Here is a 24,954-nt window from a genome sequence, read left to right as displayed (position 1 = left end):
TTATCGGAGCTTCACTTTGCACATTCAACTCATTTGCGAACATCAACCACGTCAACCAGAGCTTCAGCGACTTGCTGAGCGTTGGGGATTGGTGGCGTCTGACGATTCCGAATTTGCGTTGGTGCTGACTGAACAAAGACTTGAGCTTCGTAAACTGGATGAGCCGAAACTGGGCGCGATTTACGTCGATCTTGCTGGTGGCGCGGTGGCGCACCGACGTAAGTTTGGTGGAGGCAAAGGTCAAGCTATAGCCAAAGCAGCAGGCTTAAACAAAGGGGCGACACCAACGGTACTCGATGGTACCGCGGGTCTAGGTCGCGATGCTTTTGTGTTGGCTTCACTTGGCTGCAAGGTGCAGATGGTGGAGCGTCACCCCGTGGTCGCCGCATTGCTTGATGATGGCCTTGAGCGCGCGAAACGAGATTCTGAAATTGGCGAGTGGGTGAGTGAGCGTATGTCACTGCTGCATGCGTCGAGCTTAGTTGCTTTAGGTGAATTGGATGCCTTGGGTGAGCTTGCCGATGACAACGCTTTTATCAAGCCTGATGTTGTTTATTTAGATCCTATGTATCCACATCCAGAGAACAAAAAGAAATCGGCCCTCGTGAAAAAAGAGATGCGAGTATTCCAATCTTTGGTTGGCGCAGATACCGATGCAGACGGACTGTTGGAACCAGCTCTTAAGCTCGCGGTAAAACGCGTTGTGGTCAAACGTCCAGACTACGCTGAATGGCTGGATGAGAAAAAACCGACAATGACAATTGAGACCAAAAAAAATCGCTTCGACGTTTATGTCAACGCATCAATGAGTTAATTCCTTCCTATATGTTTTTTGAGTAACTTGCTCTGGTGTAACTGGAGCAAGTTACTTGCAATCATTGCCAATTGACGTTATATCTAACTAAGAATCATTCCTGTTTTCGTTGTGGTTAGTTGGAGATTAAGTGGTATGACCGTGTCTGTTGGAAAGAAGCGACTGTGCAAGTTAAATCGTCGCGACATTAGTGACAACCTTGGTGACATTCATCGTTTGGTCGCAGAACCTAAGTTCCTGTGCCGTTCTTGCTCACGTTCATCCGCAGATAAATCCACACTGTGCAAACCGGCTGCTATCCCGCCAGCATCTTGCCAGAGCAAACCACTGAGTGAGCAGCAACAATGCGGCGTGCTGGCTGAAGCGCTACCAACCACAACCACGCCGAAACTCACCAAGACGGCCAACAAAACCGAGCCTAAATCAGCGACCGATGTTCAAATGGCCGAAGAGTTAAGCCTAGAAACAATCGATAAGAAGTCGCTGAAGCGTGCCAAAAAAGCACTCAAAGCGCAGAAAAAGGCACAGAAAAAATTACGTAAGGTACTGAAGAAAAGTCAGAAGTTGTTGCGCAAGCAGAGCAAGCTGGAGCACAAGTATCAGTTAGCGGCAGCTACGGTCGAAAAGCAGGTAATGAAAGTGCAGCCAGAACAGCTGCACTAATAAGTTCTTTATATTGAACTAAGCCTAGCTGTTTGCCAGTTGGGCTTCTGCTTTTGGTTTAACCCAAAGCTCGTTCACCACGAGTGATAGCAAGATAATCCCGCCACCAATCGACAGTTTTACCAAGTCCACATCGCGATTCCAAATCACGATATTAACGATAAGCCCCGCTGGCACCAGAAGGTTATTCATCACCGCCAGTGCGCCAGCGTTGACCATTGTCGCGCCTTTGTTCCAGATAAAGTAACCCAACCCAGAAGCGATCGTGCCTAGGTAAATAAGTACGCCCCACTGTACACCCGTAGTCGGCATCTTATCGAAGCTACCAAAAATCGAGAAGGCGATGGTCGCAATTATCGTCGCACCTATATAGAAGTAACCAAACACGCTGTGCTGCGGCAGTTCTACTTGCTCTTGTTCCATTACGTATTTGTAGCCTACCTGACCGATGGCAAAACATAAGTTCGCGCCTTGTACGACCAAAAAGCCCTTTAGGAAGTTGTCATTAATGCCCGCAAACTTGATAAATGCTGCGCCTGCCACTGCAATGGCTGCCGTCACCAAATACCACGGTGAGAAGCGGCCTTTAAGTAAGTCGTAAAATAGCGTCACATAAATCGGTGTGAAAACGGTAAACAGCAATACTTCTGGTACCGAAAGCAGCAAGAATGATTGATAGTAGAAGCAGTACATCAATCCAAGCTGGATACCGCCAATGGCCATCAATTTGGCTTTGAGTGAATTGGGTACTTGCTTGAACTTAGTGAACGGAATAAACACCAGTGCGGCTAATACCACACGCATTAGTACTGAGAACCACGAATCAACTTGACCCGCCAAATACACCCCAATAAGGCTGAATGAGAATGCCCATAACAGAGTGACAGAATAGAGATAACCCATCGAAAAACTCATCGTTCGATTAAAAGATGGGCGCTAGTGTAACACTTTTGTGATTGGAAAGAGGACGGATCAAATAGGGCCTCTAAAGAGGCCCTATAGAAGAATTAGTCCTTAATTGGCACGACCAACATGTCGACTGGGGAGGTGTTGATAAGCTGTCTGGTAGACGACAGGATTTTGCTCCAAAAGTCCTGATGATGACCACACACCACCAAATCGACATTGTATTCACCGATAGTATCGCGCAGCTCATTGCTTAAGTCGCCGCTGCCAACCAATGAATGTTTAATCGGGTAATTCGCGTACTCGGCAAATTCTCTTAGCTGAGTCATCGAGGCCTCCATGGCCTGATGTTGCGTCTCTGCCATATTAAGGTCAATCAAGCCGGTATAAAGCTCGGCATAGTTGACGTCGATATGGATAAACGATACCTCGGCATCCAGTGGTTTCGCGAGTGAGACCGCTTTGTCTATGAGCATTTTGCTTTCTTCTGAGAGATCTAATGCGACCATAATATGTTTGTAACTCATAACGCACTCCTCCTGACGTTCGTTCTACTAAAAACATAGCCCCTTAAAAAAATAGCATTTAGCGCATAAAAATTATGCTGATGTGATCCCAATTCGGTCGTCAGAGCTTTAAAACCCTGCCTTACCGTAACTAATTACGACAGCTTTCTCTCAATAATTTTCTCAACTACAAGACGACAAAATGTGAGCAAAGTCGCCAAAGTTTTCTAGAATCAAAGTAAGCGCTGAGTACACAGTTGTTGCCAGGTTTGGGCATGAGATCAGAAGACTCCTCAATTAGTTATGTTATAGTGGCGTTAATTCCAGTTACGAAATTAGGAGTCGTAAATGCTTTCTCCATCTATGGTTCAACACCTGAACGAGCAAATTAACCTCGAATTCTTTTCATCCAACCTATACTTACAAATGAGTGCTTGGTGTGAAGACAAAGGATTTGAAGGCGCGGCAGAATTTCTTCGTAAGCATGCGGACGAAGAGATGCAGCACATGCAAAGATTGTTTACCTACGTAAGCGAAACCGGTGCATTGCCAATTTTGGGCAGTATTGAAGCACCTCGACACGATTTTGAAAGCCTTGGCGATGTGTTCCGTGAAACGTACAAACATGAGCAGATGATTACGGAGAAAATCAACAAGCTGGCGCACGTTGCCTTCTCGGCTCAAGACTACTCAACGTTCAACTTTCTTCAGTGGTATGTTGCGGAGCAGCATGAAGAAGAAAAATTGTTTAAAGGGATCTTAGATAAGCTAGAACTCGTAGGTGAAAATGGACAAGCGCTATTCTTCATCGATAAGGATTTAGCAACGTTAGCAAAAGAGGGTTCTTCTTCCATTATGGACGCCCCAGCTGAGTAATATCAGCGTTTAAAAGACCATTGATTGTCTTTTTCTCTTGGGTGTCTAGGAAGACGTAGGGAGGAAAAGATGATCAGTGGAGACACTATTCTATTAGCATTGATGCTCATTACCTCAGTCAATATGGCGAGGTATCTCACAGCACTACGCTCACTTATTTTTATCATGCGTGAGGCGCATCCGCTCTTGTATCAGCAAGTCGACGGACGCGGGTTTTTCACGACGCACGGCAATATGTCGAAGCAAGTGAGGCTGTATCACTATCTCAAAACCAAAGAATACCATCACCACCATGATCCGGTGTTTACCGACAAGTGCGACCGTGTACGTGAGCTGTTTGTACTCTGCGTGGCGCTAACCGGTGTGACTCTTCTTGCTGGTTTTATGCTTTAGACGACAGCGAACAACAAAAAATAGAGTGGGTTGCCGTCGTGAACGACGCGTCAAACTTGGTGTTAGTCTCCAGCTGCTTAGCAGCGTTGGAGGTGTTGGCTTTAGTCGATGAAGCCGCTAGAATAGCGCCAGATTGTTGAAGGGATGTGCAATACGCACATCCTTTTTTTATTTAAATTTTGTCGGAAAACCGTGATGAATCAGAAATTTGATGTGGTAATTATTGGTGCAGGCGCTGCGGGGTTGATGTGCGCGGCAGAAGCGGGCAAGCGAGGTCGTCGCGTGCTGGTGCTGGATCATGCTAAAAAACCAGGTCGTAAAATTCTGATTTCTGGCGGTGGTAAGTGTAACTTCACTAACTACGATGTATCGGCAAACAACTACCTGTGTCAGAACCCACACTTCGTAAAGTCAGCATTGTCGCAATACACTAACTGGGATTTTATCTCGCTAGTCAGTAAATACGGCATCGAGTTTGAAGAGCGCGACCATGGTCAGCTGTTTTGCTTAGAGTCAGCGAAAGATATCGTTAAGATGATGCTGTCTGAATGTGAATCCCCGAACATTCAGTTTCGCTACCAGACAGATGTGCACACTATTGAGAAAACCGAGCAAGGCTTCTCATTGCATGCCGACACCGACACGATTGAATGCGACTCTTTGGTGGTAGCAACAGGCGGCCTTTCAATGCCAAAACTCGGCGCGACCCCGTTTGGTTATAAGATTGCTGAGCAATTTGGTCTTGAGGTCGTTTCGACAACAGCGGGACTTGTGCCATTTACCTTGCATAAAGAAGACAAAGAAGATTTCGCTGAGCTCTCTGGTATAGCGATTCCTGCGGAGATCACCGCGAATGATGGCACCTTGTTTAAAGAGGCATTGCTATTTACCCACCGCGGCCTTTCTGGTCCATCGGTGCTGCAAATTTCATCATTCTGGAAGCCGGGGCAAAGCGTTTCAGTTAACCTAGTACCAGAAGCAGACATCGACGAGCTCTTGACGCGAGCACTTGAAAAACACCCTAATCAAAGCCTGAAAAACACGCTGGCTCGTGTACTGCCAAAACGTTTGGTGGAAGTGCTTATCGAACGCAAAGTCTTTGCTGATAAACCACTCAAGCAATACAACCCCAAAGAGCTGGTGGCAATTCGAGAATCGTTGGAAAATTGGACTATTGCACCAAACGGTACCGAAGGCTATCGCACAGCTGAAGTCACTTTAGGCGGCGTGAATACCGACCATCTTTCTTCTAAAACCATGGAGTGTAAGTCAATCGAGGGCTTGTACTTTATCGGTGAGGTGATGGATGTGACGGGTTGGCTAGGGGGTTATAACTTTCAGTGGTGTTGGTCGTCTGGATTTGTTGCGGGTCAGCACGTATAACAATTGATTTAAAGGTAAAAAGCCGAAAGATAACTTTCGGCTTTTTTGTGTAAGTGCCTCTGTCTAGCGGCTACATCAACCACTTCCACCAAATAAATACCGCTAGGAATCCAAATAAGTAAATCAAGCCAATGATCGATAACGCTTTAAGGCGGCTACCCATCTGTAACGCAGGAGGCAGTTCGGTTTTAGACACCAAAATGTAGTTAAGCAGAGCAAAAATCGGTGTAGTAACAAACGCCATGATCATCGCGAAGTTGAGCATTGGCATCAATGCTTTCGCGAAGAAGGCAATGATTGAGATTGAAACAATAGATACCACAATGACCCAAGCTTGATAGGATTTTGGGCTCTCTTCGGTTTTATTTTGCAGCAAACGTTGTGACTCAGCAATGGCACGTGAGTAGCCGTCTATAACGGTAATGGTGCTGCCGAAGATACAGAAGAAGGCGATAACGGCAATTAGGTAACGAGACCATTCGCCAATGGTTGATGCGTACATGCCCACCAATTGATGTGAAAACCCAACCCCTGATGCAGACAGCTCAGTACCAGAGCCATGAATCACCAGCGCACCCAGCGCGACAAACACTAGGGCCAAAACCGCTGTACCAATATAGCCGACATTAAAGTCAAAGAGTGCCGATTGGGCGGTCACTTTTTGCTTTTTGCATTGGCTCTTAAGCCACATAGAGGTGATGCTTGAAATCTCTATCGGTGCTGGCATCCAGCCCATGGTCACGACGATAAAGCCGATAGCTGCAATGGTCCAGGGTGATGGCGCTTGGTAGTCAGCAGGTGCGACGGCTCCGTTAGATGCTGCAATAATGACAGCTGTGACGGTCGCGACAGTGAGCGTGGCCATGATGGCTTTAGAAAGTCCATCAAGCGCCTTGTAGTGGCCCGCAAACAAGATCCCAATACAGGTCACTAGCACGATGCCACACAAGGCAAGTGAAGAGAGCTCAAAAGGCAAGAAGTAACCCAGTAAGCTGGCGCTAAAAAGTAGTAGGGCCGCAGTATTTACAACGGCAGAAATGACAGTAAGTAGCGTAAATACCCATAGATATCCGCGGCCTAGCCCCTCATAACCTTGAATGAGGCTATTACCCGTACCGACCGTGTATTGCACGCCTGCTCGAAAGAATGGGTATTTAAAAAGGTTTACCAGCAGGATCAGCGCAGCAAGTTGCCAGCCGTAGATGGCACCGGCTTTTGTCGAAGCCACAAGGTGAGAGCCACCAACAGCTGCGGCCGCCATCATAATACCTGGGCCAAGAGAACGTACTAAATGGGAAAGGCCAGGGTGCGATGCTGGCTCGGATGGGATAGAGGTATCCATGACATGAGTCCTTTTATGATTATTATCCGTACTACAATCGCTGTAAAAAATAATTTACGAAACGATAAGGAATTATTTCCGACGTTTCCATTTCTACAGGATTTTCAGCAGGATGCAATGCAAGCGCGTGAGGATTTATGTGGTGATTGGTGGGTATATCTAGAGTTTGGTTTTATGCTGGGTTTTTATTCTAGTTAGTTGCAAGAGATTAAAGCATCATCTTTGTCGAGCGAGGAAAAAGAGCAGGAAAAAAATCACAAAGGGCCGTGAGAGAGTTCTCTCACGGCAATAAGTGTTGAGTGAGTGATTGGTGCTGATTATTGCTGAGGCTGGGGTTTTCTTTTGACTTGCTGAACGACAAGACCAATCACAATCAGCACCAAGCCGATCAGCGTGGAAGGATGAATATCTTCGCCGATTACGTAGGCAAGCAGCATAAGCGAGATAAAAGGAGAGGCAAAAATCAGGTTACTGATACGTGCGGTATTCTGTGTGAGTTTTAGTGCGCTGAGCCACAGAACGAAAGTAATGCCCATCTCAAACAGCCCCACATAACCGACGGCAAGCCAGCCCTTTATGGTAATGCTAGACCACGATGCCCCTTCATATAAGGCGACACCGAAGGCAAATGGCAGCGCCACCAAAAAGCCTAGTAGTACACCAACAACAGGATCAGCAGTGTTTTTGGTGTTCAGGATCCAATAGCCTGCCCATAACAAAGTGGAAAGCAGTGCCAAAGCAACGCCAGCGGGACTATCGAATTGAAGTCCAAGTACATCCCCTTTAGTGGCGATGACGACCACACCCAAGTAGCCTAATGCGCAAGCAAACCAATCTTGTGGACGGATTTTCTGCTTTAGGAACACCGCAGCCATTAAGGTCAATGTGATCGCCCAGCTGTAGTTAATAGGCTGCGCTTGCGAGGCAGGCAGTAAATCGTAGGCCTTGAATAGAATCAGGTAGTAAGCGAATGGGTTTATCAAGCCCAGCAATAGGTAATACCAAGGATTTGAAATAAAAGTGGTTTTAAGCTGAGACAGCGTCCCTTTCACCGCACACACGATAACTAAGGCGACGGTTGAAGCAACGGAGGCTGCCGCCACCATTTGCACTGGTGTAAATTCCGCGAGTGTGAGCTTAAATGCCGTTGCGACGGTAGACCACAGTAATACGGCAGATAACCCAAATAACAGGGCTTTGCGTTCGTTATGCATTGAGAAGTTAGAACTAGGATGGAGTGAACAATGCCAGCATCTTACCAGTGAATGGCATTCTGAAAACCCACAAATGTCAGTTTATGATGGCGGGTCACACAAGACTAGAGTGATATAAGTGGCGGCAGAGGGGTAAGGTCAATAAGCGGAGCCTGTTGCCATGAGGTTTCGCTGACAAATAGCCACATTGTGTTGACGCGATCACGCTTGAGTGATGCGACGTCTACCAACGTCATTAACGCATGAAAGCGGCGGACATAGTGGATGGTTTCGCTGGGCAGTACCAAGTTGGAAAACTCGCGACTGCCGGCTTTATTGATAGCGCGCTGCACTCGCCCTTCCCCCGCGTTGTAAGCGGCCAAGGTGAGATTGATATCGCCATCAAATTTGCGATGTAGAAATGACAGATATTGCATGGCAGCACGTGTGCTTGGTTCTATTTCAAAGCGCTGGTCGAGGTTTTGGTCTACGGTTAACCCAAAGCGTTTTGCGGTGGCTGGCATGAGTTGCCACAAGCCTGCGGCTTTGGCGGGGGACACTGCGTTGGGATTATAGGAGGACTCCAACATGGGTACCAGCACCAAGCTTTCGGGGAGTGACCTTTGATTGAGTTGTTTGAAAATCTCATTCACCAGTGGGCTGAATTCTTCAAACTTCTTATTAATATGATTTTGATAAGGTTTTAATGTGGCAATATGAGGTGCGACGTCGGCTTGGGCAGGTTTAGCATGAATACTACTAGGCCAAATACACAGTAACACCATCACTAACCAGAAGGGCCAGTGAGGCTGTAGCTGGGTCAACCTATAGTGAGCGTACATGTTCCTCATAACTGTGTTGCTCTCTCCCTGTAAGTTCTCCTAGCAGTTCATGGAATGCTGCAGAGCTTTGTCCATTCTGATGATTGTACTTTTGGCACTTTTTGATTAGCGACTCAAGTGCACTCCATTGCTTGTGGACATTATCAGACAGTTTAATCGGCAGTGCTCTTATCAAGCGTTCGACACCTTGCTCTGAGCAAGGAAGGTTCAACTGATTAAGCAATTGACTGCGCTGACTGGCATTTTGACCTAGCTTCTTGAGGACGGGTAGTTGCTTGCTGATGTTTTGACTCAATGACTCACCATCGAACTTTAGGTACAGCGCTTTCTGGTGCTGCAATAATGCCAGTAGCTTTCTATACAGTTTGATGTCCTCGGAAATACTAAGGACAAAGCGTTGTACGAGTTCGGTTTTTGAGGTGGTCATGGTTGGTTACTCCACTATATGGGATTCGCTTAAGATTCGTGACCTGTATGGAAACGCATCACTGCTTGCGAAAGAGCTTTTACATCCAGTCCAAGTTCACCGTTAGCGAGCGCATTACGTACTGCTTCTACTTTTGCCATATCGACATTTGGCATTGCCGAGAGCTCAGCTTGTGCTTTATCTAGCGCCGCTGTATTGGCATTGAACGCTGTCTCAGAAACGGTTTTTCGCGCCGATGCTTCGGCTGTTTGAGTTTTAGACTGATTGAAATTAGTTTGTGGGACATGTCCGCCGGCCACTTTGTCGATTTTCATCACAAAATTCCTGTCTGCATTGTTGTTAACAGTATAGGGCGACAGGCAAACAAAAAAGATTAAACTTTTTGTTTGCCTGTAATTAGGCTACATCAGTTGATTTCGTTGATGTGAATACTTGCCGGCATGCCAAGGTATAGGTTCTGTTTACCTTGATAGTCCATACTGTCATTCATATCAGGCAGTTGGAAGATCATTTCGGTACCATCATTGATACTTGAAACCCATACCTGTTGCGAGGTTAGCGCTTCCTTTTTGATACCTTGAGTCAGATAAGAGTACGTACCTGGCGAAAAGTTGAGACTTACGTTCAATACAATTTCATTTCGGCTTGTTAGAGCCACGTGCTGAAATCGCCTGGTTGGTGCCTCAACATTAGGGTCGTCGTGAGCCGTTGGATCGGTGACGGTAATGTTCCATTCATCGGAGTTCACTTTGACCATCTGCACCAAGGCTGGTTTGTTGACTGAAACCGTGAGGCCGTTGTTGAAAGTTACCTCTCCTGCTTGTCTGAACACCACTTGTGCTACTTTGTTACCCGAGTCAGGGTGCTGATAATAGATAGCTTCAATACCAGAGTCTGGTAATTGATGAACTTCAAGTTGGGTCAGTATCTCCTGCACCTTGCTTGGCATCTCTTCTGCACTAATAAATGGCAGAGTTAGGTAGGTGTAATGACTTCGCTCTCCTATGCCCGCCACCTCAGTACCGTGATTGATAGCAATGAGAATCGGGCGTAAGCGCTCACCGTCCTCTCCTCCTTGTTTGCTATTATCGGAATCCGGAATGCTATCGCCTCCCCGTAAGTAGGTTCGAACTTTTTGTCCGTTTTGCGGCAAAATGACATAGCCTTTATTGCCTTGATGGAACCACATCACTTGTTCTGATTCGTCTAGGTTTGGGTTACTGGCGGGGTTTGAAGACCAGCTGGTTTGCAGCTGCGCAAATTTGACACCATCATTACCTACGCCAATTCCTTGACCTGGATTATACGTTAAAGGCGTCGACCACATCAGTTGGTCGATGACGGTCAAGATTGGTGAGTTGTTGCCGTTGGTCGAATTGTCATCCCTAACTCGAGTGATGTTATTGCCCATGGCGATCACCATATCATCGAGGAAAAAGTAAGATTTGTTCGCTGCTATGGTGCTGTAGCTATGGTCGCTTGCATATTCAAACGCCGCCATTGAGTAGGCGTTACTAGCATCTTGATAGTCATTGGTTAGTACTGATGAAAATGCAGAGGGATTGCCGGCACTTTCGCTCGATTGTAATGGCAGTCCATCCTGGCGCCATGACTCGGTGATACCAGGTAGTAAATGCCAGTCCCAATCATAACGAATATCGCCATAGTCTAGGTCGCTAGTTTTAACTTGCAGTACGCCTCTACCATTCATAAAACCATAGGCGCTGTCAGAGAAGCTCTCCGCACCGCGAGTTCGCTGTGATTCCAACTTCACCGAGCTAAACCATTCTTTCTCCTGTGAGGTATTGGTATCAAACGTGGTTCTGCGGTGAATCAGGTAATCGTTCGACCAGAATGCATTACTACCCAGTTGTTGATGGCTAAATGCGTTAATGTCAGCGGTCAACTGTGTCAGTTTAGCGACTTTTTCTTGGTCGGTTGAAGCGGGTGCTGAACTGGTCAGCCGAGCCGCATCTTTGGTGAGAACATAGCTGCCAAATTCTTTAATATGAGAACCATAGTGACTGCGCCCTACTGCCTGAAAATCAGTAGAATCCCCATAAATCAGCCAAGGCATGATGTAATTTAAAGTATCAAGAGAAAACTCATAAGCTGTCGCAGAGGCTTCAAAAGCGCTACCTTTGAGGTAAGACGCAAACACATAAGGCTCTTCAGTTAGCCACTCGTACCCATAAGCATACATTGCCAAGTCTTGTCTTAGGCCCACATGATGACTCATGGTGCCATCCGGCATTAACCCTGAGCGTCCATAACTTTGTGCTGTAATTCCATTGCTGTCGATCCAGGATTTCAGATCTTGGAAGCTGCCTTGTGGACTCCAGCCTGGCAATAATGTTGTCCCTTGTGATTGCCAGCCGAGGCCTGGTTGATTGCCCTCGTAATCTGGATACCAGAGTGCGTTGTAGGTGATAGGGCGATTGTAGTCCTTGTAAAATGCGACCATCGCTGCCCACGTTCTTAGCCTGTGAGCTCGGTTTGCATCTGACCAGGCACCAGGAGAAGAGGCGAGGTCGTTGGGGTTATAGTAACGGTGATAGTCGATAGATGCTTCACCTAAAGGCAGGTCAAAGGCGACTTCAGATAAGAAGTGACTGGTTTTATCAAACACTCGTTTATAAAGGTCTTTGCCTAGGGAGCGGCCATCATGAATGTCTTGTGCTAGCGCAATAATGACACCAGAGATTGGGTCGGTGAAGCGCCAGGCGTGAGTCGTATCGTTGTAATCCACCCCTGAGAAGTTACCAAAGTCTGAACTTGGGAAACCGTCAAGCCAAGCCTCTAAAGTATGTAACAGTGTCGTTTTTAGCGTATTGCGCTCTGAGCCAGACTGGTACTCAGGCAAATGAGTATAAGCTCGCGCCAAAGCTGCAAGGTGCAGTGCGCTTTGTTCAAGTTCGTCCGCCAACACGGAACGACCAACAACTTGCTGGCCATAATCGGCAAGTTGTTCCTCATCGGGATAGTCATAAAAATTGATATCTAGGTCATCATCCTTTATCCAGCCAGAGCTAGTGCTTTTAAATCCATGACGAATTTGATAGCCATTGTCTGTGAGCTCCGCGACTTGTTGGCTTACCAGTGCATAGTCGTAGTCTCTGCCGCTGTGTAAGCGATAAGATTCCTCTGTCGCATAGAGATAAAACTGGTCAAAAAATTGCTGCCAAGCTGTGTGAGTGACGGCTTCAACTAAGGTTTCTACTCGTGCAATAGCACTGCCATTTTGTTGCAATTCAATTTCAACTAAATGGTTATTGTCCCAGTTGACGCTATTATCATTTTTTAGCGAAAGTACACCGAACATGCGCCCATCTTGGTCACGTTCGTTGGTCAGTGTAAATAGGTCACTGTCATCTCGAGTGAGAACAAAGGCGAGGTCTTCGCTTGGGGCCTGTTCTGGTGCGAAGCGATTAGCGACGGGTTGAATTCGACCGATGACTTCCGCCCCGCTCTGTGATCGAGTTTGTATCTCGAAGCGTCCAAAGAGCAAGGTCTCGCTGGCAAAGGAGGTGTGAAGGAATCGCTGATCATCGGTGTCATCGTTATCACCAGTGCCATCTTTATCGCTGTCACGATAGTTACCAGAGTCGAGTGGCAGCTCATCTAGCCTTAAGCCTGAGTCAAGCTGACATGCCGTATCACACTGCTCATTCCAATTGTCTGGGTAGCCGTCGTTATCTGTGTCGACACTGGCGGCGTCATTATATGGGAAGGCATCTTTATTGTTGCCTACACCGTCGCCATCACTATCTAGCCACTCGGTAGGATCGTTAGGGAAAGCATCTCGACCATCTGAGACGCCGTCAGAGTCACTATCGATGAGGGGAGTTAAAGAGAATGCATCAAGGGTGGCACCATTTGCGTCATCAAAGTGAATTTTGAGTTGGTGAGAACCCGCGGATAAGAAAATATCCGCATCCAAAGCGACCGATTGGTATAGGCGTGAGTTAGCGATATTGGCCGTATATTCAATGGGAAAACGCTCTCCATTGACGTGAACAGAGAGTTTGATAGGTTTGGTATTTTGGTCACCACCTGCTGTGAGGTGAAGCTGATAAAGGCCACCTTCCCGAACATTGAGATCGTACATCAACCATTCATTGTCAGCGGCCATGGCGACACCATAGGTTGCGTTGCCCAGTTCGTCTTGTTGATTGTTGTTGTGAATGTCGACATCTACATCTAGGCGATGCTGATTCTTAGCGTTACCTGCTGTTGTGTCATAGTAAGCTTCCCCATTCTCACCGAATTGAAAATGCTCAGCTTGCATTGTGCCGGGTACTTGCATGACAGGCTCCGTCCAGAGGTCGGGCAATAACGGGTAGATATCCCCATTGTCACCCACGCCATCATTATCGGTATCGAGCTGCTCTTTCGAATCATTAGGGAATGTATCCAGTGTTAACGGGGTGGTGGAATCTTGCTGAGTTTTTCCGTCATTCCAGCGGTCGGGGTAGCCATCGCCATCGGTGTCCACGCTGGCGGCAGGATCATCAGGAAACTTATCGGCATTATCACCAACCCAGTCACCATCTCTATCAGGAGAAGGGACTATTTCAATATCTCGGATTCGAAATCCGTTACTGGCAAATTGCAGCTCTAATTGCTGGCGACCTTCGTGAAGCGTTAGCCCTTGCATCGTAAATGGTTGGAAATTATAGGCGCCCGCGCCTTGAGTGTTGAAGGTTAAACTACTGAGTGTGGCACCACTTTCATCTTTTAGTACTAAGGTTTTGTCGCTTGTACTGTCGGATGCAAGGTGGAACACGGCATCATAAGCACCACTGTGTGCTACGGCAGTTTCAAACTTTAGGTACTCTCCAGGTTGAGTCCAGCCAACCAGCGGCACTTGGTTACTAACCCGAATATCGACATCGTCTTGTCGATACCCACCGCCAGCGTTGCCTTCAGTTGTATCGAAATACGCGCTGTAGTCTGCAGCCAAAAATGTCCCCGGAAGCTGAGCGTAGTTAACGATACTTGAGCCTGGGCCGTATTGAGTGTCTAGTGAGGATGCTGCTTGGTCCAAAATGAGGGAGAAACTGTCCAGAGATAAGGCTGAATTAAGGAGGCGCACTTGAATAGTGATAGGCCCTTTTGGCAGCCAGATATCAGGGAGTGTCTCGGTTTGGAAACTCCGCACATCCGCAATCATGGGGGTGTAGGTGATTGTACCTAGGTGACTGCCGTCGGTAAGGTGAAAACTCAGCGACATTGGCTCAGTCTTATTTCCGGCCACTAGCGCTTCTAGGCGGTATTTTCCGGCTTGGTCTAAATCCACCGTATAGTTTAAGTATTCCCCAACGGAGGCCCAACCAATGGAGTAGCCACCATTACCGTTACCTCGGATATCGACATCGTCTTGGCGATACTTACCACCAGAGTTGCCAGTACTGGTATCAAAGTATCCGATGTTCTGGCCCCCATCATCATAGTCTTCAAATTCTATATGAATTGTTTGTGCAGCAAGCGAAATAGGTGCAATAAGGGTGAGGACCCCTATTGCCTTGCACTTGGGAAGGGCTTTTTTGTTCATAATCACCACTTTTATTATTAGATAAACACATCGTTTTCTTTTTACGATAGCGCGCTGAAATAGAAGTTGGCGGACGATTTTTTGAACGAGCATCCCCATTTACAATATGTATGATGATAATCATTACTGCTGCTTATGTGGGAGAGTTGGGTATATGGGCTTAATATGATTAAAATTGCGTATGCACTTGGTTCAGACCAGAAACCACTGCGCGAATGACCTTTTTTGACTGGCTGTTTTGTATTTTAATTTGTTCTCCTGACGCTCCTGCTTCCAGAGCTATTCCTTTAGTTGTGGCATTAAAACCCTCCTTTTCAGCGATAATCACCACTTCATTACCTTTCTCCACTAGCGGTGGACTGCTGACAAATTTGCTATCGATAACCTGCCCAGTGCGCATTCGCCTAGTGACTTGTTTACCTTGCAATGTTGATAGATCGGTCACAAATGAGGTCGCACGTGACAAGGTCCGAGTTTCCAGTCGGACCGAACGAGCATCAATCGTGTCATGTCGATAGAGTGTGGTACTCGCGATAGCCACTGGCAGAGAGAGTGTGGCTCTGATACTGACGTTAATGCGCCAATCATTGTCTCCATCCTCACAACTAACACTGCGCTTTAGATTGCCAACGGGTAAGGTTTGATGGTCGCGGCTGCTGATAATAAGGGGCGCCAGACAATGATTAAGGTGTTTTGCTGAGTCTGGAACTAATATCACAAGCCTTGAGTCGTAGGTGTCCCAGTGATGCTGAAGGGCAAGTTGCTTCAGCTCCGAATTTAGCGCTTGTCGCACGACTTGTTCGATACCCATTGGGGTCATCTTTATCTCACTAGCCGAGGTATTGGCGCTCAATAGTAGGCTCAATAGTGAGCCCAATAACCATTTCCCCATGTGTTCTCTCGCTTCCGTGAATCGGAAGTTCTGCTTCCTTTGTTTTGTTTAATTCATTGTTTTTATTGGAGTTAGAAGTTGGCATGTATCTTGTTCTTTGTTAGGGACTATCGCCCATTTAAGGACAGAGACATGGCAATCAGTTTTGATAGTGCGCTAGGTGTTCACCCCGAAGCACTGAATTTTCGAGTTCAAAGAACCAAGGTGCTTGCAAGTAACTTAGCAAATGTCGATACACCTGGATACCTAGCAAAAGACCTGAGTTTTACCACAGTGATGAAGCAAGCTAGCGCCAACGGTGTTCATTTCACGACGCCGAAGCTGGATGTCTCAACTCAGTATTCAGTGCCATATCAGAACAGCAAAGACGGCAATACCGTTGAACTAGGGGTGGAGCAAGCGAAATTCACCCAAAACAACATGGATTTTCAAACTAGCCTGACGTTTATGAACATGAAGTTCAGCGGTTTGGCGAAAGCGATTGAGGGACGTTAATCATGTCATTTACCGATATTTATTCTATCGCAGGCTCGGCCATGACGGCGCAAACGGTACGACTTAATACCGTGGCCAGTAATCTTGCCAACGCAGACGCCGTGTCGGCCAACCCAGATGATGCTTATAAACCGCTCAAGCCAGTGTTTGCCACTGTGTACAGCCAAACCCAATTGGCGAGTGAGCAAGGGGTGTACCCCAATGCTGAAGTGCGCATTGTCGATGTGGTGAAGAGTGGCGCTAAGGCTGAGCAGCGCTTTGAACCTAATAACCCGCTTGCCAATGAAGAAGGCTACGTCTATTACCCAGGCGTAGATGTGGTGGCGGAAATGGCAGACATGATGTCCGCATCGCGCAGCTTCGAAACCAACGTGGAAGTGCTATCGAATGTGAAAAGCATGCAACAAGGATTACTTCGTTTAGGGCAGGGCAGCTAATGAGTATTGCACAGTTCACCGCGCTGGATGCGGATTCTCCCGTTACTCAGCAAACTAATGCCAATGTGTCTGCGAATCCGCAAGACGCCAACAGCGCCAGCTCGCTACAAAACGAGTTCATCACCTTAATGGTGGCGCAAATTCAAAACCAAGATCCGCTCAATCCGCTTGATGGAACCGAGTACGTGAGCCAGCTGGCGCAATTCTCTCAGGTGCAAAGTACCGAAAACATGTCGACGCTGATGCAAAACAGCATGGTACTTCTCGACAACATGCAGGTGCTATCGACGGCAAGCCTAGTGGGCCAAACCGTGTATGTCAGCAGCAATGAGGTTGAACTGGCGGACGGCGCGCAAAAAGGTCGTATTGAGCTCGCGCATTCATCGAGCCAAGTGAACGTGGTGGTGGAAGATGAGTTTGGTCAGAAAACCAAGGTGCCACTCGGCGCTCATCCTGCCGGTGATGTGGATTTCACCATTAACCCAGAAGAGCTGGGTCTTAAGCCGGGCAAGTACTCTATCTCAGTCGAAGTGCAAGACGGTCAAGCGCAGCCAAATTTGCTGCTGGCAGGTGAAGTTCAACAAGTCCGTATTCCTAGCACAGGCGGCGCAGCGATGGTCAATATCGCCGGCGTGGGCAATGTGCCTTTCTATCAGATCAGTCAGTTTGGTGCTTAGCGCCGAGTGTAAAAACAATAATTATCAGAATTAAGAGGACATTATGAGCTTTAATATTGCTTTAAGTGGCTTGGATGCTACCAATACTCAGCTAAACACTATCAGTCACAATATCGCTAACGCTTCGACGTACGGCTTTAAACAAGCGCGTACCGAGTTTTCTGCCGTCTACAACGGCATGCAGGCGGGCGGTGTGGAAGTGGCGTCTATTTCACAAAACTTCGACAAGAATGGTTCGGTATCCGGCACGGGTCGTTCGATGGATTTAGCCATCAATGGTAACGGCTTCTTTGTCACTAAAGATGGCATGGGGCAAACTCTTTACACCCGTTCTGGCGTGTTTGGCACGGACAAAGACAACTACGTAGTCGGCAATACAGGCGCTAAGCTGCAAGGCTACAGTGTCGATAGCAATAACAACCTACTTGAAGGCTCTGTCGGCGACATCAAAATCAGCACATCTTCTCTCGCGGCACAAGCAACGGATAAGTTGGACTTTATCGCCAACTTCGATGCAAGTGCGACAGCGATTGACCAAACCGTGACGCCATTTGATTCTTCAAATCCAGATTCATTTAACTCTTCTTACACCTCTAAAGTGTACGACTCGCTTGGTAACTCCCACACAGTAACTCAGTACTTCACTAAAACCGCTGACAATACGTGGCAGGTAAACGTAGAGGTGGATGGTTCGCCAACATCGCCCGCGACGACACAGCAAGTAGACTTCAACACTGACGGCACGCTTGCGTCACCAGCTGGCAGCTTTAATGTTTCTTTCCCTGCAGCCGGTGCTAACGGTATGAGCATCGATATTAGCCTTGCAGGCAGCACCCAGTTTGGCGCTGCATTTGGCGTGAGCACCAACAGTCCAAATGGTTACACCTCTGGTGAGCTTGCGGGTGTGCGCGTCGAGAACAACGGCATGGTATTCGCGACTTACACCAATGGTCAGTCACAGCTACAAGGTCAGGTGGTGCTGGCGAACTTCGCGAACCCACAAGGTTTGGCAAAAACCAATGGTACCGCTTGGACACAGAGCTTTAGCTCTGGCGCACCAGTGGTGGGGACACCGGGTACTGGCGTGTTGGGCGATCTGACTCCGGGTGCGCTGGAAGGCTCCAACGTTGATCTAACGTCTGAGCTTGTGAACTTGATGACGGCGCAACGCAATTACCAAGCGAACGCGAAGACGATTTCAACGTCTGACAAATTGACTCAAGCGCTATTTAACGCGGTATAGAGGTAGGCCATGGATAGCTTGCTATTTACTGCGACCACGGGCGCAAGTCGCGTTCTTAAAGCGCAGCATGTTCGTTCTAATAACTTATCGAACGCCGATACGGCGGGCTTTCGTGCGGATATGGAACGCGTCAACAGCGTTCCATTGCAAGGCTCAGGTTTCGATGGCCGCACTATGGTGGTCACCAACTCAGCCGCGACGCGATTTGATTCAGGCGACGTGGTGAAAACCGGTCGCCCGCTCGACATTGCCATCATGGGAGAAGGCTACATCAGTGTTCAAACCCCAGCGGGCAACGAAGCCTACACCCGTGCCGGCAATATCAAAGTCGATGATTTGGGTGCCATGACCATCAATGGTTTTGCCGTTGTCGGTGATAACGGCCCTATGGTGCTGCCTGAATTTCAAAAAGTGGAAATCAGTGAACGCGGCCGTGTGTCGGTGATCCCACCAGGTGGCGGCGCAGAAGTGGAAGTCGGCACATTAAAACTGGTGAAGCCGGAGATCACTCAACTGCAGAAAGAGAGTGACAGCCTACTGCATAGCCTTGATGGTCAGCCATTTGCGGCGGATGCGACGGTCAATCTAGCACCTGAGCATATCGAAAGCAGTAACGTTTCAGCCATTGATGAGCTGCTGAGCGTGATGTCTCTCACTCGCAACTTCGAGATGCAGATCCGCATGATGAAAACCGCGGAAACCCTAGCGCAATCCGGAAACAAATTAATGAGTGCGAGCTAGAAGGCTCGCCAACAGGAGTAAACCATGCATTCAGCATTGTGGGTCAGTAAAACAGGGATGGCCGCCCAAGACACTAAAATGACGGCGATTTCCAACAACCTTGCCAACGTTAATACCGTTGGTTTTAAGCGTGACCGAGTGGTATTTGAAGACTTGTTCTACAGCATTCAGCGCCAGCCCGGCGCTCAGGTAGACCAAGTAAACGAACTCCCAACAGGTGTTCAGTTGGGTAGTGGTGTTCGTGTTGTGGGTACGCAAAAAGTGTTCACACAGGGCAGCTCACAAAACACAGGGCAAGAGCTGGATTTAGCGGTCATGGGACAGGGCTTTTTCCAAATCGAAAACTCCGATGGCCAGATCATGTACACCCGTAACGGCCAGTTTCATGTCAACTCTGAAGGCCTGATGGTCAATAGCCAAGGCTTACCGCTTGAGCCGCAAGTTCAAATCCCAGACAACGCCTTGACGGTTTCTGTGGGTGTCGATGGCACGGTGACGGCAACCACTGCCGACGGCCCTGCACCACAAGAACTGGGTCAAATTACCCTAGCTAAGTTCATCAACCCAGCTGGTCTTGAAGCCATTGGTGGCAACTTGTTTAAAGAGACCGAAGCGAGCGGTCAGGCACAAGAGCTGATTGCAGGTGAAGAAGGTGCAGGCAGCATCAAACAAGGCGCACTGGAAGGTTCAAACGTGCAAGTGGTGGAAGAGATGGTTGATATGATCACCACACAGCGCGCCTATGAAATGAACGCTAAGGTCGTGTCGGCGGCCGATGACATGCTCAAGTTTGTCGCGCAAGCGGTGTAACGAATTTCGGAAACCAAATTCGTTGAGTAATGAGTTGAGTGAGCGGGAGATAACGTGAAAGGAAGTAGTAATATGAAATGGTTTTCGCGACGCCTAATAGAAAAAGGCATAGTGGCACTGACGGTGCTACTGCTCGCTGGATGTGCCGCCAGGCAAGAGTTTGTGCCGCCAGAGCCAGATGAGCAAAAGTATGCGCCGCCGGAGCTAAACTACGCGCTGCCTGAGGCAACGAATGGCAGTTTGTACCGTCATCAATACAACCTCACGTTATTTCAAGATCGTCGTGCTTATCGCGTCGGCGATGTGCTCACCATTCTACTGGTTGAAGAAACTCAATCGAGCAAAAAAGCCGATACCAAGTTTGGTAAGTCATCGAACGTAGATTTTGGTGCCGCCAACATAGGCGGAACCACGATTAATGATACGGCGGTGGGTATCAGCGGTAATCGGGCTTTTGATGGCAGTGCAGCCAGCTCGCAAGGGAATAAGCTTGAAGGCGCTATCACGGTTACTGTCCATGAAGTGATGCCAAATGGTGTACTTAAAGTCAGTGGTGAAAAGTGGATCCGTCTGAACCAAGGTGATGAGTTTATCCGCGTCACCGGGATTATTCGCGTCGACGATGTTGACCGTTATAACCAAGTCTTTTCACACCGTATCGGTGATGCTCGCATTACCTACTCTGGACGCGGCGCTTTAGCAGATAGCAACTCAGCGGGTTGGCTAACGCAATTCTTCACAAGCCCTTGGATGCCATTCTAATGTTGAAACTTCGTCACTTTTTTAACGCCCTTATCGCTGTGTTTGCTTTTGGTTTAATGCCAATGGCGCAGGCGGAAGTGGAAATCCCAATTATGGATTTGGTTGACGTACAAGGTGTGCGTAGCAACCAACTGGTTGGTTACGGCTTGGTCGTGGGTCTCGATGGCCAAGGCGACCGAAACCAAGTGAAATTTACCGCTCAATCGATTACTAACATGTTGCGTCAGTTTGGTGTGCAGATTGGCGACGATGCCAACCCAAAGCTGCGAAATGTTGCTTCGGTTAGTGTGACCGCCTCGGTCGATCCTATGGCGGGTCCCGGTCAAATGCTGGACATCGTGGTGTCGTCGATTGGTGATGCCAAAAGCTTGCGTGGCGGCACGCTACTGTTAACGCCTCTGCGTGGTGTCGATGGTGAAGTGTACGCCGTGGCTCAAGGTAATGTGGTTGTTGGCGGCGTGTCTGCAGAAGGGCGCAGCGGCTCCAAGATTGCCGTGAACACGCCAACAGCAGGCCGTGTGCCAAATGGCGCTACGCTAGAGCGTGAAATTCCATCGGACTTTAATACTCGCCCACAAATTACCTTAAACCTGCGCAAAGCAAGCTTTACAACGGCGAAGAACATCGCCCGTGAAATCAACGGCACTTTTGGTCCCGATGTCGCGATTGCAGTCAACAAGGTTCGAGTTGATATGCGTGCCCCAAAAGATTCCCAGCAGCGCGTGACTATGATGTCGATGCTAGAAGAAATGAGCGTGGTCGAAGGCCGCAAGCCAGCACGTATTGTATTCAACTCGCGCACCGGCACTGTGGTGGTGGGCAAAAATGTCAAAGTCACCGAAGCTGCGGTTAGCCATGGCAACTTGACGGTGGCAATCAGTGAATCGCAGCGCGTCAGCCAGCCTAACGCCTTTGCCGATGGCGATACCGTAGTGGTAGATCAAACCAAAATCGATATCAACGAAGACCAAGCACAAATGGTGATTTGGCCGGAAGGCACCGAACTGAATACCATCGTCAACGCGGTGAATAGTTTAGGCGCAACGCCAACAGATTTGATGTCAATTCTGCAAGCGCTGCACGAAGCAGGCGCGCTCAATGCTGAACTGGTTGTGATATAGGAGACGCAGTATGAAAATCGATGCCATGAACGATACCACTCGCGTCAACAGCATGCTCTATCATGACAATGCGGCGCTGACCAATATCAAGCACAGCAACGACAGTCCAGAAGCGCTAAAAGAAGTGGCGGGGCAGTTTGAAGCCATGTTCTTGCAAATGGTACTAAGACAAATGCGCAGCAGTAGTGATGTCTTGGCCGATGAAGGCAGTCCATTTTCCTCGCAGCAACATGGCGTCTTTCGCGATATGCACGATGGACAGTTGTCGATTGAACTGGCCAAAAAACAGAACTCTGGCATTGCCGATATGCTGGTGAAACAACTCGGTCCTGCGCACTCCCCTCAGTCGAATCGAGAAGTGCAGTTTGATGCTGCGCGCGTGCAGTCGTTAGGTGCGGCGAATGATTTGGAAGCCAAATCACAATCTCATTCAGTCAGCCTTATAAATGGCGCTTCAGCGGTTAATGAAGCCAATAACGCAGCCGCCTTTACTCTTCAGTCGCCTAGTGAGGCAGCCATGACCATGGCATTTTCTCAGCCTCTTATGAAAATCACGGAGCGTTAATCGTCATGAGTCTTATTAATATCGCCCTAACCGGGATGAATGCCAATCGCGTGGCGTTAAACGTCACCGCGCAAAACGTGGCGAACGTGAATACCCCCGGATACAGTCGCCAGCAGGCACTGATGTCATCGGTTGCAGGTGGAAAGTACGATTACAATTCACCGGGAATGGGCGTGGAAGTGACCAGCATTCGCCGTGTGACCGATCAATACTTGGTGAAGCAAACTTGGTCGACAGCCAGTGAGGCTAATTACTCGGCTGGCTATACGTCGGCGATGAGCCAGTTAGAAAACATGTTGGGTGCCGATGGTTTCAGTTTGTCATCTGGGCTTGATAGCCTGTTTGCTTCTCTTAACGATGCGACCACCAAGCCAGAGTCGACCCCACTTCGTCAGCAAGTGATCAATGAATCGGAAGCCTTAGCGCGCCGTTTCAATACGCTCACCGAATCGCTGCATAATCAGCATAAAGATGTACACGATCAGCGCAATGCCGCGCTGTCACATGCCAACAGTGTGATGGCAAACATTGCCCAAGTGAACAAGCAGATCGTTGAGATACAAGGCACAGGCGGTAATTCCTCGCAACTGATGGATACCCGCGATGCTTTGATTGGTGAGTTGTCTACTATCATGGCAGTGAAAACCACAGATCAGCCAGATGGCAGTGTTCAAGTTTCTTTAGCGTCTGGTCAGCCCTTAGTAATGGGCTCAGATGCCAGTGTCATCAAAGCAATTCCAGACCCAAGTGACCCTTATTTGGCCGACTTACACATCGAGTTTGGCAATCAGACGTTTGCAGCCAAAGGCGATATTGGCGGCAAGCTGGGGGCGTTGCACGACTATCAAGTGGATGTCTTAAAACCGAATCAACAAGCGATTGATGATATGGCGCGCAGTGTGGCCGACGAGTTTAATGCGGTATTGGCAGCTGGTACCGATCTCAATGGTAACCCGGGTGCGCCGCTGTTTACGTACGACCCTGCCAATCCTGCCGCAAGTTTAGATATTACCGCCATCGGTGCTGATGAATTGGCGTTTTCTAGCGATGGGAATCCGGGTAACAGCGACAATCTTAAAGATCTGATTGATATCAGCAATAAGCCTGTTGCTATCAGCGGCTATGGGTCAGTCACCCTCAACGATGCGTTTACCGCTATGGTGGGTGATACGGCAATTAAAGCCAGACAAGCCGAGTCTGATTATCAGGCCAAGCAGGCGATGTCTGAGCAAGCGATCGCCGCGCGCGATAATGTCAGTGCGGTCAACAGCGACGAAGAAGCGGCGAACCTGATGACGTTTGCTAACGCACACAACGCCAACATGAAAGTGATCAGTACAGCGAATCAATTGTTTGATTCGGTATTGCAGCTATTTTAAGGAGAGACCATGAGGATCAGTGATACTCAATTTAGCCAAATGATGCTGCAAAGCCTGCAAACTAACAACGCAGGCCTTGGTAAAGTGATGCAGCAAATGGCCACAGGCGATCGACTGACTAAGCTTTCAGACGATCCAATGGCATCGATTCAATTGCTCAACCTCGATCGAGAAGGGGCGGCAATCAATCAATATCAACGCAATATCGCCAACGTCAAAACCACGTTATCTAGTCAAGAAGTTCACCTAGACTCGGTCAATGAGAGTCTAAAAAGTATGCGTGAGTTGGTGCTTTGGGGGGCGAACGGCACGCTCACCGATGAAGACCGACAAGGTATGATCACGGAACTGGAAAGCTTGCGTGACTCGGTTCAGTCATCATTCAATTCTCAAGATGAAGAGGGTCATTACCTTTTCTCCGGTACTAAAACCGATACCCCAGCGATTTCAGATGCGGGTGGCGGTGTGTATTCGTTGGATGGTAACAGCGATAAGCGAGTTGTAACGGTCGCCAAAGGCGTAACCATGGAGTCCAATACCACGGCGCAAGACATCTTGGATTTGGGTGGCGGCGACAATGTATTGAATCAAATCGACCGATTAATCGTGGAATTTCAGAACCCGAGTCCAAATTTTCAAACCGAAGTTGGTGCCAGTTTAGATGCCATTGATAATACCTTGGGTAATGTGCTCGGCGCGATGACAGAAATTGGTGGCCGCCATAACAACCTCGACTTGATGGATGGCGCACACAGTGAGAACAAACTGTTTGTCGACAAGGTGACCAGTGATGTTTCCGCGCTCGATTATGGTGAAGCGTCGGTGCGGCTCAGCAATTACATGGCAGCGCTGCAAGCCACGCAAGCCAGCTACATGAAAATCAATGATTTATCTTTATTCGACCGCATTTAGCGGTCGTTTTTGCCACTCGGC

Annotated in this window: 26 protein-coding genes; 17 read left to right on the top strand and 9 right to left on the bottom strand. The window is 48.2% G+C overall.

The window, feature by feature from the left end; all coding sequences use genetic code 11:
* The first annotated feature begins 16 nt into the window (after positions 1-16).
* The gene (locus ACJB0T_RS16085; RefSeq protein ID WP_479294673.1) at positions 17-814 is read left to right on the top strand and encodes a class I SAM-dependent methyltransferase; all 798 of its coding nucleotides are present in this window, start codon (positions 17-19) and stop codon (positions 812-814) included.
* Positions 815-949: 135 nt separating this feature from the next.
* Positions 950-1,477 carry a hypothetical protein gene (locus ACJB0T_RS16080; RefSeq protein WP_479294674.1) on the top strand — a complete coding sequence of 176 codons (528 nt, stop codon included), beginning with the start codon at positions 950-952 and terminating at the stop codon, positions 1,475-1,477.
* A gap of 24 nt (positions 1,478-1,501) precedes the next feature.
* Here ACJB0T_RS16080 and ACJB0T_RS16075 read toward each other — a convergent pair whose 3' ends face one another.
* Entirely contained in the window at positions 1,502-2,380 is an 879-nt protein-coding gene (locus ACJB0T_RS16075) for a carboxylate/amino acid/amine transporter (protein WP_479294675.1), read from the bottom strand.
* Positions 2,381-2,484: 104 nt separating this feature from the next.
* The gene (uspA, locus tag ACJB0T_RS16070; RefSeq protein WP_112478726.1) at positions 2,485-2,910 is read right to left on the bottom strand and encodes a universal stress protein UspA; all 426 of its coding nucleotides are present in this window, start codon (positions 2,908-2,910) and stop codon (positions 2,485-2,487) included.
* Positions 2,911-3,237: 327 nt separating this feature from the next.
* On the opposite strand from uspA, the gene ftnA reads away from it, so the two are divergent.
* The 3 genes from ftnA to ACJB0T_RS16055 all read left to right on the top strand — a co-directional run bounded on the left by ftnA (position 3,238) and on the right by ACJB0T_RS16055 (position 5,541).
* Complete coding sequence (gene ftnA / locus ACJB0T_RS16065; RefSeq protein WP_042502012.1) at positions 3,238-3,765, top strand: non-heme ferritin; 528 nt, start codon at positions 3,238-3,240, stop codon at positions 3,763-3,765.
* A gap of 69 nt (positions 3,766-3,834) precedes the next feature.
* Positions 3,835-4,158: a universal stress protein UspB gene (gene uspB, locus ACJB0T_RS16060; RefSeq protein ID WP_479294676.1), complete on the top strand. Its 324-nt coding sequence runs from the start codon at positions 3,835-3,837 to the stop codon at positions 4,156-4,158.
* A gap of 195 nt (positions 4,159-4,353) precedes the next feature.
* Positions 4,354-5,541: a BaiN/RdsA family NAD(P)/FAD-dependent oxidoreductase gene (locus ACJB0T_RS16055; protein ID WP_479294677.1), complete on the top strand. Its 1,188-nt coding sequence runs from the start codon at positions 4,354-4,356 to the stop codon at positions 5,539-5,541.
* A gap of 70 nt (positions 5,542-5,611) precedes the next feature.
* On the opposite strand, the gene ACJB0T_RS16050 is transcribed toward ACJB0T_RS16055, so the two are convergent.
* On the bottom strand, positions 5,612-6,883 hold the full coding sequence (locus ACJB0T_RS16050; protein WP_479294678.1) for an NRAMP family divalent metal transporter: 1,272 nt from the start codon (positions 6,881-6,883) through the stop codon (positions 5,612-5,614).
* 15 nt (positions 6,884-6,898) lie between these two features.
* Here ACJB0T_RS16050 and ACJB0T_RS16045 point away from each other — a divergent pair, with 15 nt between their 5' ends.
* Positions 6,899-7,081, top strand: coding sequence for a hypothetical protein (locus tag ACJB0T_RS16045; RefSeq protein WP_479294679.1), 183 nt, complete (start codon positions 6,899-6,901; stop codon positions 7,079-7,081).
* 119 nt (positions 7,082-7,200) lie between these two features.
* Here the strand turns inward: ACJB0T_RS16045 and ACJB0T_RS16040 are convergent, their stop codons facing one another.
* The 6 genes from ACJB0T_RS16040 to flgA form a co-directional block, all read right to left on the bottom strand.
* Entirely contained in the window at positions 7,201-8,097 is an 897-nt protein-coding gene (locus tag ACJB0T_RS16040; protein ID WP_479294680.1) for a DMT family transporter, read from the bottom strand.
* Positions 8,098-8,201: 104 nt separating this feature from the next.
* Positions 8,202-8,927, bottom strand: coding sequence for a lytic transglycosylase domain-containing protein (locus tag ACJB0T_RS16035; protein WP_479294681.1), 726 nt, complete (start codon positions 8,925-8,927; stop codon positions 8,202-8,204).
* Positions 8,902-9,345 carry a flagellar protein FlgN gene (locus ACJB0T_RS16030; RefSeq protein WP_479294682.1) on the bottom strand — a complete coding sequence of 148 codons (444 nt, stop codon included), beginning with the start codon at positions 9,343-9,345 and terminating at the stop codon, positions 8,902-8,904. The genes ACJB0T_RS16035 and ACJB0T_RS16030 overlap by 26 nt, the downstream gene beginning before the upstream one ends.
* A 29-nt stretch (positions 9,346-9,374) precedes the next feature.
* Complete coding sequence (gene flgM / locus ACJB0T_RS16025; RefSeq protein WP_479294683.1) at positions 9,375-9,659, bottom strand: flagellar biosynthesis anti-sigma factor FlgM; 285 nt, start codon at positions 9,657-9,659, stop codon at positions 9,375-9,377.
* 92 nt (positions 9,660-9,751) lie between these two features.
* Positions 9,752-14,899 (bottom strand): polysaccharide lyase family 8 super-sandwich domain-containing protein, encoded by a 5,148-nt coding sequence (locus ACJB0T_RS16020; protein WP_479294684.1) that lies wholly within the window; start codon positions 14,897-14,899, stop codon positions 9,752-9,754.
* A 169-nt stretch (positions 14,900-15,068) separates the two neighbouring features.
* Positions 15,069-15,791: a flagellar basal body P-ring formation chaperone FlgA gene (gene flgA, locus ACJB0T_RS16015; RefSeq protein ID WP_479294685.1), complete on the bottom strand. Its 723-nt coding sequence runs from the start codon at positions 15,789-15,791 to the stop codon at positions 15,069-15,071.
* 132 nt (positions 15,792-15,923) lie between these two features.
* Here flgA and flgB point away from each other — a divergent pair, with 132 nt between their 5' ends.
* The 11 genes from flgB (at position 15,924) to flgL (ending at position 24,933) form a co-directional block, all read left to right on the top strand.
* Positions 15,924-16,286, top strand: a complete 363-nt coding sequence (gene flgB, locus ACJB0T_RS16010) for a flagellar basal body rod protein FlgB (RefSeq protein WP_479294686.1) — start codon at positions 15,924-15,926, stop codon at positions 16,284-16,286.
* 2 nt (positions 16,287-16,288) lie between these two features.
* On the top strand, positions 16,289-16,723 hold the full coding sequence (flgC, locus tag ACJB0T_RS16005) for a flagellar basal body rod protein FlgC (RefSeq protein WP_112461423.1): 435 nt from the start codon (positions 16,289-16,291) through the stop codon (positions 16,721-16,723).
* Positions 16,723-17,400 (top strand): flagellar hook assembly protein FlgD, encoded by a 678-nt coding sequence (gene flgD, locus ACJB0T_RS16000; RefSeq protein ID WP_479294687.1) that lies wholly within the window; start codon positions 16,723-16,725, stop codon positions 17,398-17,400. Before flgC ends, flgD begins: the two co-directional genes overlap by 1 nt.
* 43 nt (positions 17,401-17,443) lie before the next feature.
* On the top strand, positions 17,444-18,643 hold the full coding sequence (gene flgE, locus ACJB0T_RS15995; RefSeq protein WP_479294688.1) for a flagellar hook protein FlgE: 1,200 nt from the start codon (positions 17,444-17,446) through the stop codon (positions 18,641-18,643).
* A 9-nt stretch (positions 18,644-18,652) separates the two neighbouring features.
* A complete protein-coding gene (locus ACJB0T_RS15990; protein ID WP_042502042.1) occupies positions 18,653-19,384 on the top strand; it encodes a flagellar basal body rod protein FlgF in 732 nt (243 codons plus the stop codon).
* A 24-nt stretch (positions 19,385-19,408) separates the two neighbouring features.
* Positions 19,409-20,194 carry a flagellar basal-body rod protein FlgG gene (flgG, locus tag ACJB0T_RS15985; protein ID WP_042502044.1) on the top strand — a complete coding sequence of 262 codons (786 nt, stop codon included), beginning with the start codon at positions 19,409-19,411 and terminating at the stop codon, positions 20,192-20,194.
* A 72-nt stretch (positions 20,195-20,266) separates the two neighbouring features.
* Positions 20,267-20,956 carry a flagellar basal body L-ring protein FlgH gene (flgH, locus tag ACJB0T_RS15980; protein ID WP_042502046.1) on the top strand — a complete coding sequence of 230 codons (690 nt, stop codon included), beginning with the start codon at positions 20,267-20,269 and terminating at the stop codon, positions 20,954-20,956.
* Between the two features lie 56 nt (positions 20,957-21,012).
* On the top strand, positions 21,013-22,077 hold the full coding sequence (locus ACJB0T_RS15975) for a flagellar basal body P-ring protein FlgI (protein WP_479294710.1): 1,065 nt from the start codon (positions 21,013-21,015) through the stop codon (positions 22,075-22,077).
* Positions 22,078-22,087: 10 nt separating this feature from the next.
* A complete protein-coding gene (locus ACJB0T_RS15970) occupies positions 22,088-22,642 on the top strand; it encodes a rod-binding protein (RefSeq protein ID WP_479294689.1) in 555 nt (184 codons plus the stop codon).
* Positions 22,643-22,647: 5 nt separating this feature from the next.
* Positions 22,648-24,021: a flagellar hook-associated protein FlgK gene (flgK, locus tag ACJB0T_RS15965; protein ID WP_479294690.1), complete on the top strand. Its 1,374-nt coding sequence runs from the start codon at positions 22,648-22,650 to the stop codon at positions 24,019-24,021.
* A 9-nt stretch (positions 24,022-24,030) separates the two neighbouring features.
* Complete coding sequence (flgL, locus tag ACJB0T_RS15960) at positions 24,031-24,933, top strand: flagellar hook-associated protein FlgL (protein WP_479294691.1); 903 nt, start codon at positions 24,031-24,033, stop codon at positions 24,931-24,933.
* Positions 24,934-24,954: the final 21 nt, after the last annotated feature.

This window comes from Vibrio sp. CB1-5 (assembly GCF_059412285.1).
Note: the sequence above shows the minus strand (reverse complement) of the source record. Positions and strands in the feature narration are given on the sequence as shown.